A 13,064-nucleotide genomic window follows, 5' to 3' on the forward strand; every position below is an offset into this window, starting at 1 on the left:
GCGCCTCCCGGACGCGCTGGTCGCCCGCCTGCGGCGACCGCGGACCCGGGCGCGGGCCCCGCTACGGGTTCCGGCGCTCGGCGAGGAACGCGAGCCGGCGCAGCGTCTCGACGTTGCGCGGGCCGATCAGCGCGCTGCGCACGGGCCGCGGGACGAGCGTCCCCGGCCCCTTCTCCGCGTCCTCGACGATGCGCACGACGCACCCGTCAGCCGTGGGCGCCACCTCGATCCGGACCCGCGCCTCCCCGGCGGGCCAGCCCCGCGCCACCAGGTCGATCCCACGGCCCGGCTTCCACGCGCGCACGACCGTCTCGTCGTCGAGGAGCGCGGGCCAGAGCCCGACCGAGTGGAGGATCCGCGACCCCGGCGCGGGCCACGCGTCGTCGACGGCGCGCACGCGCGCCGTCCCGACGACCCACGTCGAGTACGACCACCCGTCCGCGAGCACGCCGAGCACCGCGTCCGGGGGGCGTCCGACGGCTCGTGTGACGGTCACCATGAAGCGACGCTAGTCCCGGGCCCGGCACTGGCAACCGCTCGCGGTCGGGGCGAGTGCGCGCTTGCTCGCGCCGTCCGACGTCGCGTGAGAGGTCCTCGCGACGACGCGCGGAGGCCTCAGGAAGGGCTCCGTACCATGGGCATCGCCAGCATTCCGCAGGGGGCACGTGAGGGCCCGCGTCACGTCCCGTCGTGCCCGAGTCGAACCCCTCGCCGTCGAGGCGTGCCGCCTCCGATCCCGCCAGGCCACGAAGGCCTGGTGGCGCAAGCACCGGGCGTCTGCGAGCGTCGGGTCGCCGTGAGACGGCGGCAGGACCGCGCCGCCCGGGCGCGGTCCGAGCATCGACACCGACTCCGACGCCGAGCAGGGGGACGTCGACCCACGCGCCGCTCGGAAGTTCACCCGCCGCCGGGCGGCGACGTGCGGCCCGAGAACCTCGCGTGGTGCCCGTCGCGCGGCAGCCGGTGAAGAAGATCGCCGCACGCCTGCCCCGCGGCGACCGCCCTCGTCCCGGCCCGCCCGGACGAGGGCGACGCACGTCCCGGGTTCGTGTGCTCGCGCGCGAGCACTGGCGATCGTGCCCACGGTGCTCTTGCCGGGCCCGACGCGCACGCCGCTCTTCCGCGAGGCGGGGATGGAGCGCACCCATGTCGGCCGGCCGCCCAAGCCCCGGCCCGCGGCCGCGTTCCACGGGTGTGGTTCTACGCGCCGGTCCCGGCTTCGCTCGCCGTGGAGCGCCCCTCGTCGTCCCCGCTCCGGTAGCCGTTGACCTTGTGCGTCCCGTCGCACCACGGTGGGATCGCGGTGCCGCCGCAGCGGCACAGCGCGACGGTCGCACGGTGCCGCTCGATCTCCTTCCCCTCCTGGTCGACGAGGCGGGCGGGGCCGCGGACGAGCAGCGGGCCGTCGGGGCAGGCCGTCACGACGACCTCCTCCACGTAGTTGTGCGACTCCCCCGTCGTCGTGGCCCCTCCCCGTTCGTCCCGCGCGGCTCTGCCATCGACTGGACGGCGCGACGGATCCGCGTCCCGCAGCAGGTCAGACACGCTGGTGGTCACCGTCCTCGGCGGGTCCCCCCGGCGCAGGGCCCGCCGCGACGGGCTCGAGCGGCGCGCGCAGCGCCGACTCCCCCGCCTGCCAGCGCTCGAGCACGTGCGCGGCGACGTCGCCCTCGACGGCGAGGCACGCGGCCGCGCCCAGCAGGACGTCGTCGCGCAGCGCCGGCTCCTGCTCGACGAGGCGGCCGGCGAGGTCGCGCGCCGCGATCTGCTCGTGGACCGCGTCCGCCTCCACGTGCTCGTCGAAGTACCAGGTCGTGTCCGCGTCGTGGCCCAGGCGCCGGAACCCGTTCCCGTAGAGGCGGCTCGGCACCGACGACGTCATCTCGAAGGCGGCGAGGTGCCCGACGATCGCGCCCCGCAGCCTGCGGTGCAGGCCGAACAGGGACATCGTGTTGACCGCCGCGAGGGCCACCGCGGGCACCAGGTCGACGTAGCGGCCGTAGGTGTCGTCGAGGCCGACGCCGCGCATCGCGCGCGCGAACAGCTCCGCGTGCATCCGCCCGGGCCGCCCGCCGCCGTACTCGTCGGCCTGGATCTCCACGAGCGCGGCCTTGGGCGTCCCGGCGAGCCGGGGCACGGCCCACGTGTGCGGGTCGGCCTCCTTGAGCTGGTACAGCGACTTGAGCGCCAGGAGCTCGCGCGCCTGCCCGGCGTCCGCGCGCTTGGCGACGTAGCGCGACAGGCTCGGGCCGTCGTCGGCGGCGGCGAGCTCGAAGAGCCGGCGGGCCACTCCCGCCGCGTCCGTCTCCGCGCACGCCGGCCGGCCCGCGCGCTCGCGCACGGCGGCCTCGAACGGAGCCTCGAGCCTCGCGCGGACGGCGAGCAGCGCAGGCTCCCACTCCCACGCGTCGTCGACCCCGTCGACCCCGCGGTAGTGCAGCTCGTAGAGGACCGCGAGCGCGAGCTGGACGTCGTCGTCGCGCAGGACGCGTTCGCCGGCCTCGTCCAGCGCGGGGCCGGCGATGTCCCGGACGGGTCGCAGCCGCTCGGCCGCCTCGTCCCCGGGCGGCCCGGCGACGAGCGCTCCCAGGAGCGCCGCAGTCAGCGGTCCACGGGCTCGCGGCAGCGGCAGGCGACCCGCTGCACAGTCGGTCGGGGACTCCGGTCCGGCGCCCGGGACCCGGGCAGGGACGGCGGTGGAGGTCATGCTGGGGCTCCTCGCGCTCGCGCGGACGGCGCCCCTGCTCGACACCACCGCCATGCTCCCCACAGTCGGCTCCGCTCGCGAGCCGAGACGCTGCTCGCGGTCGGCGCGTCGCCGCGTCAGCCCTGCTGGGAGCCATGCGGCGACGTGGGGGACGTCCGCGACCAGGTCGAGGAGAGCTGAGGACCGACGCGCACCGCGACGGCCCGGGAGACGAGGTCTCGTCCCCCGGGCCGTCGTCCGCGCGGGGCCGGCGAGCGAGGTCGGGTGAGGCGGCGTCGGACGTCCGCCTCACCCGGCCTCAGCCGTGCCTCAGACCTGCGTCGGTGGCGTCAGCCGCACGACAGGGGGTCGTACTCGGACGTGACCGTGCCCGTCCCCCCCTCGGCGTCCGTCGCCGTGACGGTGACGCTGCCTGCGCCGAGCTCGTCCGACCGGGTGCTGAACGACTGGTAGGCGTTCTTGCCCGGTGCGACGTCCTCGAAGGTCTTGCTGCCGTAGGGCGTCTCGATCGTGATGTCGAGCGGGACGTCCTCGTCGTTGAGCGCACGGACGGCGAGGTAGGCCTTCCCGGCGAGGCACCGCGCCTGCGAGGTCACCGTGACGGTGCGCTCGTTCTCACCGGCCTCGAGGCCGGTGATGTACTCGAACCCGGTGGTGGCGAAGTCCTCGCCGTCCGCCGCGAGGTCGTACTCGAGCACGTAGTACCGGACACCGGCCTCCTGGGCCGCCGCGAGGATCTCCTGCAGCGGCACCTCGCCGTCACCGAGGTTGGTGAAGGTCGGACGACCCGCACCCGCCACGTTCGTGGCGTCCTTGATGTGCGTGAGCTCGATGCGGTCGCCGTACTCCTCGATCAGCGCGACGACGTCGACCCCTGCGTGGGCGGCCCACGCGACGTCGAGCTGGAACGTCACGTACTCGGGGTTCGTCTCGCGGACCAGGATCTCCCAGGCCGAGAGGGTCTCGCCCTCGTGCTCGTACGTCGTGCGGAACTCGCCGTCGTGGTTGTGCCCGAACAGCTTGCCGACGCCCGCGTCCACGGAGCGCTCCCCGAGGCGGTTCATCGTCTCGGCCGTCGCCAGCGTGTTCTCGTACGAGCCGATGCCCGGCGCGGGGAACCCGCCGGAGCCCACGTACTCCTGGCCCAGCGTGGAGACGTAGTCGAGCGTGTCGTCGAACGTGCCCTCGTTGACGTTGTAGTGCGAGGACTTCACGCTCAGGCCGTACGAGTCGGCCAGCGCGCGGAACTCCTCGGCCGTGTAGCCCGCGAAGTTGCCGCCGAACGGCTCGATGTTCTGGAACCCGATCTCGGACAGGCGCTCGAGGACGGCCGGGAGGCCCACCGCGTTCACCCACGGGATCAGCGAGAACATCTGGATCGAGACCTGGTCCACCGGGACGGTGACCGGCTCGGTCGGACCGTCCGAGCCGCCCGCCGGCTCACCGGTGAGGTACTCGTACCCGGTGGTGGCGAAGTCCTCGCCGTCCGGGGCCTGGTCGTACTCCATGACGTAGTACACGACACCGGCCTCGGCCGCGGCAGCCAGGATGTCCTGCAGCGGCACGTCGCCGTCGCCGAGGTTGGTGAACGTCGGACGGCCACCGGCGTTGAGGTTGACCGCATCCTTGATGTGCAGGAGCTCGATGCGGTCGCCGTGCTGCTCGAGCAGCGCCGCGACGTCGACACCGGCGTGCGCCGCCCAGGCGACGTCCACCTCGAAGGTCACGTACTCCGGGTTCGTCTCCGCGACGAGGATCTCCCAGGCGGACATCTCGACACCGTCGTGCATGTACTTCGTCGTGAACTCGCGGTCGTGGTTGTGGCCGAAGAACTTCTCGAAGCCGGCGTCCACGGCCCGCTCCCCGAGACGGTTCATCGCCTCGGCGGTGGCCAGCGTGTTCTCGTAGGTCCCGATCCCCGGGGAGGGGAAGCCGCCCGAGCCCACGTACTGCTGCCCGACCTCGCCCACGTACTCGAGCGTCGTGTCGAAGTCCGCCTCGCCCACGTTGTAGTGCGACGACGGCGCCTTCAGCCCCGCTGCGTCGGCCTGGGCACGGAACTCCTCGGCGGTCAGGCCGGCGTAGTTGCCGCCGTACGGCTCGACGTTCTGGAACCCGATCTCGCCCAGACGGTCGAGCACGGCCTCCTGGCCGTCTGCCCGGACCCACGGGATCAGCGAGTAGAGCTGGATGGACACCTGGTCGGCCGGGACGACGACGTTCCGCCCGAACGTCAGGTTGTCGACGTCCACACCACCGGTGCTCGTCACGACGAGCGTCCCGGTGCCCTCCGGCACCTCGGTGAGGGTGCGGGTGGCGTCCTTCCAGGTGTCACCGGCGAAGCGGAACTCGGCGAGCGAGTCGACGGTCTCGCCGTCGGCTCCCACCCAGCCCAGGGAGACGGTGCCCTCGCCGCGACCGATCATGGTCACGGCGTTGATGGCGTCACCGGTCGGGGCGTGGGAGAACGCGATCGGCTGGTACGAGAACGAGTCGCCCTCGTCGAACGAGGTCACGTACTTCCCCGCGTCGGCCTCGGCGTCGTCCGCGACCTCGATGCCCTCGGCCGCGTCGTACCACTCGGCCTGCTGCTCCTGGGGCTTGAGGACGTGCGTGGCCTCGCCGCGGATGGCCGGGACGTCGCCCTGCGCCTGGTCCGTGTAGGTCACGACGAGGGTCCCGTAGATCTTCTCGCCCTCCCCGTGCTCGACGGCGTCGGGGCTGGTCTGGATCGTGAACCCGCACCCGTCCGCGGTGTCCGCGGCCCGACCGCTCACCTCGGGGTGCGCGTGCGTGTTGTGGCCGAGTCCGAACGTGTACTGGATGTTGCGGCACGTCGGCTGGTTGCCGTCCTCGGCGTCCTCGACCGAGACCGTGTACGGGACGGCGTCGCCCCAGTCGAAGATGGCGCCGTCCGGCTGGTCCAGCGTGATGACGGGGGCGGTGTTGCCGACCGTGACCTGCTGGATCGCGAGGCCGAAGTTGCCGCCCGCGTCGGTGACGCGCAGCTGCACGTCGTACTGGCCGAGCTCGGTGAACGTGTGCGTGACGTTCACGCCCTGGGCGTCGTAGACGCCGTCGGAGTCGAAGTCCCAGTCGTAGACGAGCTCGTCGGCAGGGGTCTCGGCGTCGGTCGAGGCCGACGCGTCGAAGGTCACCTCGAGCGGGGCGGTGCTGCCCGAGACGGGGTCTGCCGAGATGAAGGCGCGCGGGTGCGTGTTCGACGACCCGTAGACGACCTTGTACAGGCCGGCGTCCGGGTTCTGGCGGAAGAAGCCGTCACCGTACTCGAGCACGTACAGGGCACCGTCGGGACCGAACTCCATGTCCATGACGTTGTCCCAGATCGGCTGGTTCACCGTCTCCAGGTGGTCGTTCGGCAGGAAGTCCTCCACCGCGGTGACCTCGCCGTCCGAGGTCAGCTCGTCCAGCGTGAACGCCGCGACGTAGTCCTGGGAGAACTCCGCCATGAGCGGGTGACCGTCCCAGTACTCGGGGAACTTGACGTCCGAGTCGAGGTTCTCGTCGTAGCGGTAGATCGGTCCGCCCATCGGGGCCTGGCCGCCGCCGCCCCACTCGGTCAGCGGGTCGAGCAGCTCGGGCTGGTCGCCGGCCTTGTCGCCGTAGTAGACCTGCGGCGCGGTCGCCGGCGGCAGCACGTCCAGGCCGGTGTTCCACGTCGAGTTGTTGACGGCACCGGCCTCGCAGTCGAAGAAGTCGCCCGGCGTCTGGGTCGCGTAGTCCCACTCGTTGTAGTTCGCGTTGGGGCCGTGGCAGTAGGGCCAGCCACCGTTCATCGGCTCGGTCGTGAGCTGCCACTCGACGTAGCCCATCGGGCCACGGTCGGGGTTCGCGGCGGCCGCGTCCGGGCCGTAGTCGCCCCACACGAGCGCGCCGGACTCGACGTCGTAGTCGATCCGGAACGGGTTGCGCAGACCCATGACGTAGGTCTCCTCGCGCACCAGGTCGCGCACGTCGTCGTACTGCGGGTCGTCGAAGAGGTTGCCCTCGGGGATCGTGTACGTGCTCCCCGGACCCACCTCGGCGCCGGCCGCGAGGTCCTCGATCGGGTTGATCCGCAGGATCTTGCCCCGCAGGTCGTTCGTGCTGCCCGCACCGCGACGGTCGTCGAAGCCCGGGTTCATGCCCGGAGCGTTGTTGTTCGGCGCGTACCCGTTCGCGCCCGGGGTGCTGGCCGGGGTGTTGTCACCGGTGGACAGGAACAGGTTCCCCTCCGCGTCCCACGCCATGTCCGCACCCACGTGGCAGCACTGCCCGCGCTGCGCGTCGACCTTGAGGATCTCGCGCTCGGTGGACAGGTCGATCGCGGCCGTGGCCGGGTCCCACGTGAACCGCGACAGCACGTTGTACCCCAGCCACCGGTCCCAGTAGCTCTCGTCCTCGCCCGCGGGCAGCGAGTTCGGCGCGCTCCCCGACGGGGTCGTCTCCGGGTACTCCACACCAGAGGGCGACGTGCCCTCCATCACGCGGGGCGCGTAGACCATGTAGACGAAGTGGTTCTCCTCGAAGTCCGGGTCCAGGGAGATGCCCTGGAGCCCGTCCTCCGAGTTGGAGTAGACGTCGAGGTCCGCGATCTGGGTGGTCAGACCCGTCGCGGAGTCGGTGAGGCGCACGACGCCGTCGCGCGCGGTGTGCAGGACGCGCGAGTCGGGCAGGACGGCGAGGTCGATCGGCTCGCCGGTGTTCTTGCTGAGCAGCACCTTCTCGTAGCTGTCCCAGTCGGTCGCCTCGTCGGCGGCCGGTGTCGCTTCCTCGTGCCCGGGGTGCGCGCCGGCTGCGCTGATCGACAGCGGTACCAGCACCGCCGCGGACAGGACCGCGGCGACACCTCTTCTGGCGAGCCTGCGGGGGCCCATGGTCGTTCGTCTGTGCACGACGTCCTCCTTGACGCGTCACGCGACGACGGTGACCGCCGGACCAGCAGCGCCAGGCACGCGCGCTCCCGATGCGGCCGCACGACGATCACCGTCGATCGGTCGGCTCCGGATGGCTGGGCCTCGAACGCGAGGCCCGGTGCGACGGACGATGCGATGCCCCTCCGTCGCACTGGGACCGACCCTACGGCGGGCTTTCGTCCGTGCCAAGTCAAAAGTCGATACTTGTTGGCAATTGTTGCGACGAGTAATCCTTGGAAGTCGGTCGGTCGATACCGCCGAACGCGAGGATCGCGCGCCCGGGCGCGACGTCCGACCCGGCGGTCAGGCGGTCACGACGCGCGTGACGGACCCCCGCACGACGAGGTGCAGCGGCAGCACGGTGCGCGCGGGCGGGTCCGTGGGGCGGGTGCCGATCATCGAGCGCTCGATCGCGTCCATCGCGGCGAGCGCGAGCGCCGCGACGGGCTGCTCGAGCGTCGTGAGCTTGGGGCGGAGCCACTGGCCGACGCGGATGCCGTCGCACCCCACGACCGAGAGGTCCTCGGGGATGGAGATGCCGTGCAGCTCGGCCGCGCCCAGCATCCCGACGGCGACGATGTCGCTGCCGACGAACACGGCCGTCGGCGCGTTCCCGGGCCGCGTGAGGTAGGGGAACGTCGAGGCGCCGAACTGCTCGGTGTACGGGCCGTGGCGCACGAGGTCCGGGTCGACGTCGAGCCCGGCGTCGTGCATCGCGTCGACGTAGCCCCGCAGGCGGTCCTGGGTCGTCGAGAGCCCGGCGGGCCCGGCGACGTGCGCGATGCGCCGGTGCCCCTGCTGCACGAGGTAGCTCGTGGCCTGGTAGGCGCCGCCGTAGTTGTCCACGGTGATCGTCTCGACCGGCAGGTCGAGGTCGACCTCCTCGTCGATGACGACGACGGGCAGGCCGTCCGCGACGGCACGCGCGAGCCGGTCGTCGGTCCGGGACATCCCCACGTAGACGATGCCGCCGAGCGACCCGTCGCTCGCGAGGAGCTGACCGAGTCCCGACTCGGCGTCGCCGTGCCGCGTCGACAGCGCGACGACGAGCGGGACGCGGCGGTCGCCCGCGAGGCGCGCGACCTCCTCGGCGAGGGCGGTGAAGAACGGGTTGACGAAGTCGGGCACGACGAGCGCGACGACGCCGGTCCTGCGCTCGTCCTCGCGCGCGACCGGGTCCGGGGCGGGCACGACGTACCCCACCTCGCGCACCGCGGCGTCGATCCGTGCGGCGGTGTCCGGCTGCACGTTGAGCTGCCCGCGCAGGTAGCGCGAGGCGGTCGAGGTCGATACGCCGGCACGTTGCGCAACACGCGTGAGCGTCATGGCTCTCCTCCCACGGCTTGCGTCTCAGATCCCCTGCACCCTACCGGCACCGCGTCACGCAAGCGGTGTTGACAGGCCGAGCACCTCCACCCTACGGTCTTGCGCAACGCCACACAACGTTGCGCAACGTCGTCGTCGCAGACGTCGCCGCGCGACCTGATCGCAAGGAGGCCGGGATGAGCCGGGTTCTGCTCGCCGGGGAGTCGTGGATCAACGCGACCACCGACTACAAGGGGTACGACGCGTTCCCCCACGCCCAGCTCGAGATCGGGTGCGCGCGCCTGCTCGAGGCGCTGGCCGCCGAGGTCCACGAGGTCACGCACCTGCCCTCGCACCTCGTCGCCGAGGACTTCCCCTCCACGCTCGACGAGCTCGACGCCTACGACGTCGTGATCCTGTCCGACATCGGCGCCAACTCGCTCCTGCTGCCCCCGGTCGTGTTCTCCCAGGGACGCCCGTTCCCGAACCGGCTCAAGCTCCTCGCCGAGTGGGTCCGCCGCGGCGGCGGCCTCATGATGGCCGGCGGGTACCTCAGCTTCCAGGGCTTCCAGGCCAAGGCGAACTACCACGGCACCGCCGTCGAGGCCGTCCTGCCCGTCGACATCCTCCCGTACGACGACCGCGAGGAGACCCCGGAGGGCATCGGCGGCACCCTGACCGACGTCGAGCACCCCGTCACCGCCGGCCTCGACCGCGAGTGGCCGATCCTCCTCGGCTACCAGCGCCTCACCGCCAAGGCCGACGCGACCGTCCTCGCCACCATCGAGGGCCGTCCGCTCGTCGCCGTCCGGACCGAGGGCGAGGGGCGCACGCTCGCGTTCGCCTCCGACATCTCCCCGCACTGGGCCCCGCGCGAGTTCATGGACTGGGCCGGCTACGGCCCGCTGTTCGGCCAGGCCGTCACCTGGCTCGCGGGCTGATGACGCCCGAGGTGGTGGTCGTCGGGAGCCTGAACATGGACCTCAGGCTGACCGTCGACCGCCTGCCCCGCTCGGGCGAGACCGTCTCCGCGACGGGCCTCGTCCGCTCCCCCGGCGGCAAGGGCGCCAACCAGGCGGTCGCCGCCGCCCGGCTCGGCCGCCGCGTCGCCATGGTCGGCGCCGTCGGGGACGACGACGACGGCCGCGCGATCCGCCGCCGCCTCGCCGTCGAGGGCCTCGTCCTCGACGGCCTCGCGACGGCGGACCGCCCCACCGGCGTCGCCGTCGTGCTGTGGGAGCAGCCCGAGTCGACGATCGTCATCGAGCCCGGCGCGAACGCCGTCGTCGACGAGGCGTTCGTCGCCGAGCGCGCCGACCTCGTGCGCGACGCGGCCGCCGTCCTGTGCCAGTGCGAGACGCCGCTCGGCGCCCTGCGCGCCGTCGCCGCCACGGCGACGGGCATCACGGTCCTCAACCCCGCGCCAGCCGTCCCGCTGCCCGCCGCCGTGCGCGCCGCGTTCCGCGTGCTCGTGCCCAACCGGTTCGAGCTCGCGACCCTCGTCGGGTCGGCCACCGAGCCGGCCGACGAGGACGAGGTCCTCGCCATGGTGCGCGCGCTCGACCACCCCGGGGACGTCGTCGTCACCCTCGGGGCGGACGGCGCGCTCGTCGTCCCCGCAGGAGGCGCACCCGTCACCGTCCCGGCCCTGCGCGTCGACGCCGTCGACACGACCGCCGCCGGCGACTCGTTCTGCGCGGCGCTCGCCGACGGCGTCCTCCACGGCGGCGATCTCGTCGAGTCCGCCCGCTGGGCGGCGCGCGTCGCCGCCTCCACCACCACCCGCCACGGCGCCGTCGACTCCCTGCCGCGCGCCACCGACCTGGCCCCCGAGGGCACCAGGATTCCGCTCCACAGCTAAGTCCGACGTACCGTCGGAGGAAGGCACGGTCACGCAATGAAGCACACCACGCCGGCGACCACCGGTTCCCCGTCCGGCACTCAGGGAGGTGCTCTGAACTCGTCAGCCCGCCGCAGCAGGGTCAAGGACACCGCGACCGCCCTGCTCGTCGTCGCGACCGTCCTCGCGGGGGCCCTCGGCCCCCTGCAGGCGGCCGTCAACGGCCAGCTCGGCAAGACGATCGGCGACGGTCACGCCGCCGCCCTCATCTCGTTCGGGACCGGCCTGGTCCTCATGTTCGTCGTCGTGTTCGCGCGCCCCGCGACCCGACGCGAGGCGCTCGCGATCCCCGGCCTGATCCGCTCGCGCACCATCCCGTGGTGGAACTACCTCGCGGGACTGTGCGGCGCCGTCATCGTCCTGTCCGAGGGCGTGACCGTCGGCGTCCTCGGCGTCGCGACGTTCCAGATCTCGCTCATCTCCGGCCTCGTGATCTCGGGCGTCATCTGCGACCGCCTCGGCGTCACGGCGTCGGTCAAGCAGCCCCTCACCACGACGCGCCTCCTCGGCGCGGCGCTCGCCATCGCGGCGACCGTCGTCGTCATCTCGCCGAGCTTCTCCGTGCCGCACACGATCATCCTCGCGATCATGCCGTTCGTGGGCGGCCTGCTCGCGGGCTGGCAGCCCGCCGGGAACGCGGCCGTCGCCGACGTCACCGGGTCGATGCTCGTCTCGATCGGCTGGAACTTCCTCGTCGGCTTCACCGCCCTGCTGATCGCCTACCTCGTTCGTGCGGCCGTGGGTGGCGTCGACTTCCAGCTCCCGAGCGAGTGGTGGATGTACCTGGGCGGCCCGCTCGGCCTGCTGTCCATCGCGCTCATGGCGCTCCTCGTGCGCGGCCTCGGCCTGCTCCTGCTCGGCCTCGCCTCGGTCGCGGGCCAGCTCGTCGGCTCGCTCGTCCTCGACGCCGCGATCCCCGCGCTCGGCCACACCGTGCACGTCGCGACCGTGATCGGCACCGTCATCGCGCTCGTGGCCGCGGGGATCGGCATGATCCCGTCGGGCAAGGCGGCCCACGCCGACGAGCCGGGCGACGGCGAGCACGAGGACGCCGTGGCGGCGGCCGTCGCGGGCGGCGAGGCGGGCGAGGCGAGCGGGCGATGAGCGTCACGCCCGCCGGCCACGTCCAGACGGTCACCGGCCGCGCCGCGGCCGCCGACCTCGGCCTCACGCTCCCCCACGAGCACCTGTTCAACGACCTGTCGGGCGTGCTCGACCCGCCGAGCTACCGCTTCTCCGAGGCGGTCGTCGAGGCCCCGGTCGCCGCGTCGGTCGCGTGGGCGCTGCGCCAGGACCCGTACTGCTGCGCGGACAACATCGCCGACAAGCCGGTCGCCGCGGTCGCCGCGGAGCTCGAGAGCTTCGCCGCGCTGGGCGGGCGCACGATCGTCGACGCGACGTCGAGCGCGGCCATCGGGCGCAACCCCGTGCGGCTCGCGGAGGTGGCCCGCCGGACGGGCCTGCACGTGGTCGCGGGCTGCGGCGCGTACCTCGAGAAGTTCGAGGGCGACCGCATCGCCGCCGCGGCCGTCGACGCGCAGGCGTCCGCGATCGTCGCCGAGCTGGTCGACGGCATCGGCGGGACCGGGGTGCGGCCCGGGGTCATCGGCGAGATCGGCGTCTCGCCGTCGTTCACCGCGGGCGAGGCCGCCTCGCTGCGCGCGGCGGCCCTCGCGCAGCGCGAGCACCCGCACGTCGCGCTCCAGGTGCACCTGCCCGGGTGGCAGCGGCGCGCGCACGAGGTGCTCGACCTCGTGCTCGACGAGGTGGGCGTACGACCCGAGAAGGTCGTGCTGTGCCACATGGACCCGTCCGCGGACGACCCGGACTACCAGCGGTCCGTCGCCGAGCGAGGCGTCTGGCTGGAGTTCGACATGGTCGGCATGGACATCACCTTCCCGAAGGAGGGCGTGTCCCCCGACCCGCACACGACCGCGACGGCGGTGCAGCGCCTCGTCGAGGCCGGTCACGCGGGCCAGGTGCTGCTCAGCCATGACGTGTTCCTCAAGCAGATGTGGGTGCAGCACGGGGGCAACGGGTTCGCCTACGTCCCGACCGTGTTCACGGAGATGCTCGCCGCCCGCGGCGTGCCGCGCGACGTGCTCGCCCGCCTCACGCACGACAACCCGGTGGCGATGCTCACCGCGTGACGGCGGTTCCGCCGTCGGCTCGCACACCGCCGCCCTCCCAGGCCGGGCCCCGACCGGTCGCGTCGGGGCCCGGCCGCCGCGCGCCC

Annotated in this window: 9 protein-coding genes and 1 pseudogene; 4 read left to right on the top strand and 6 right to left on the bottom strand. The window is 73.0% G+C overall.

What is annotated here, in order from left to right:
• Positions 1-61: 61 nt before the first annotated feature.
• The 6 genes and pseudogenes from CCE02nite_RS02300 to CCE02nite_RS21265 all read right to left on the bottom strand — a co-directional run.
• Positions 62-499 carry an SRPBCC family protein gene (locus tag CCE02nite_RS02300; protein WP_141387798.1) on the bottom strand — a complete coding sequence of 146 codons (438 nt, stop codon included), beginning with the start codon at positions 497-499 and terminating at the stop codon, positions 62-64.
• Positions 500-1,200: 701 nt separating this feature from the next.
• A complete protein-coding gene (locus CCE02nite_RS02305) occupies positions 1,201-1,422 on the bottom strand; it encodes a CDGSH iron-sulfur domain-containing protein (RefSeq protein WP_308463673.1) in 222 nt (73 codons plus the stop codon).
• 115 nt (positions 1,423-1,537) lie between these two features.
• The gene (locus CCE02nite_RS02310) at positions 1,538-2,707 is read right to left on the bottom strand and encodes an iron-containing redox enzyme family protein (protein WP_141387802.1); all 1,170 of its coding nucleotides are present in this window, start codon (positions 2,705-2,707) and stop codon (positions 1,538-1,540) included.
• Between the two features lie 329 nt (positions 2,708-3,036).
• Complete coding sequence (locus CCE02nite_RS02315) at positions 3,037-7,602, bottom strand: TIM barrel protein (RefSeq protein ID WP_141387804.1); 4,566 nt, start codon at positions 7,600-7,602, stop codon at positions 3,037-3,039.
• A gap of 324 nt (positions 7,603-7,926) precedes the next feature.
• Positions 7,927-8,835 carry a LacI family DNA-binding transcriptional regulator gene (locus CCE02nite_RS02320; RefSeq protein ID WP_371861893.1) on the bottom strand — a complete coding sequence of 303 codons (909 nt, stop codon included), beginning with the start codon at positions 8,833-8,835 and terminating at the stop codon, positions 7,927-7,929.
• Positions 8,827-8,952, bottom strand: a pseudogene (locus CCE02nite_RS21265) (LacI family DNA-binding transcriptional regulator); the annotation flags it as partial. The gene CCE02nite_RS02320 and the pseudogene CCE02nite_RS21265, both read right to left, overlap by 9 nt.
• Positions 8,953-9,125: 173 nt before the next feature.
• Between CCE02nite_RS21265 and CCE02nite_RS02325 the strand changes: the two are divergent.
• Genes CCE02nite_RS02325 through CCE02nite_RS02340 form a run of 4 tightly spaced genes read left to right on the top strand, consistent with a single transcriptional unit; the run spans position 9,126 to position 12,978 of the window.
• Positions 9,126-9,869, top strand: coding sequence for a glutamine amidotransferase (locus tag CCE02nite_RS02325; RefSeq protein ID WP_141387807.1), 744 nt, complete (start codon positions 9,126-9,128; stop codon positions 9,867-9,869).
• On the top strand, positions 9,869-10,789 hold the full coding sequence (locus CCE02nite_RS02330; protein ID WP_141387809.1) for a ribokinase: 921 nt from the start codon (positions 9,869-9,871) through the stop codon (positions 10,787-10,789). Before CCE02nite_RS02325 ends, CCE02nite_RS02330 begins: the two co-directional genes overlap by 1 nt.
• A 36-nt stretch (positions 10,790-10,825) precedes the next feature.
• Complete coding sequence (locus CCE02nite_RS02335; RefSeq protein WP_141387811.1) at positions 10,826-11,932, top strand: DMT family transporter; 1,107 nt, start codon at positions 10,826-10,828, stop codon at positions 11,930-11,932.
• Positions 11,929-12,978 (top strand): phosphotriesterase family protein, encoded by a 1,050-nt coding sequence (locus CCE02nite_RS02340; protein WP_141387813.1) that lies wholly within the window; start codon positions 11,929-11,931, stop codon positions 12,976-12,978. Before CCE02nite_RS02335 ends, CCE02nite_RS02340 begins: the two co-directional genes overlap by 4 nt.
• Positions 12,979-13,064 lie beyond the last annotated feature (86 nt).

The sequence above is a fragment of the Cellulosimicrobium cellulans genome (assembly GCF_006539945.1).
Classification (GTDB): Bacteria; Actinomycetota; Actinomycetes; order Actinomycetales; family Cellulomonadaceae; genus Cellulosimicrobium; species Cellulosimicrobium cellulans.

Excerpts from the sequence above, each read along its gene's own strand:
- CCE02nite_RS02335 (WP_141387811.1), top strand. The coding sequence starts at position 10,826 with ATGAAGCACACCACGCCGGCGACCACCGGTTCCCCGTCCGGCACTCAG.
- CCE02nite_RS02310 (WP_141387802.1), bottom strand. The coding sequence starts at position 2,707 with ATGACCTCCACCGCCGTCCCTGCCCGGGTCCCGGGCGCCGGACCGGAG.
- CCE02nite_RS02325 (WP_141387807.1), top strand. The coding sequence starts at position 9,126 with ATGAGCCGGGTTCTGCTCGCCGGGGAGTCGTGGATCAACGCGACCACC.
- CCE02nite_RS02330 (WP_141387809.1), top strand. The coding sequence starts at position 9,869 with ATGACGCCCGAGGTGGTGGTCGTCGGGAGCCTGAACATGGACCTCAGG.
- CCE02nite_RS02340 (WP_141387813.1), top strand. The coding sequence starts at position 11,929 with ATGAGCGTCACGCCCGCCGGCCACGTCCAGACGGTCACCGGCCGCGCC.
- CCE02nite_RS02300 (WP_141387798.1), bottom strand. The coding sequence starts at position 499 with ATGGTGACCGTCACACGAGCCGTCGGACGCCCCCCGGACGCGGTGCTC.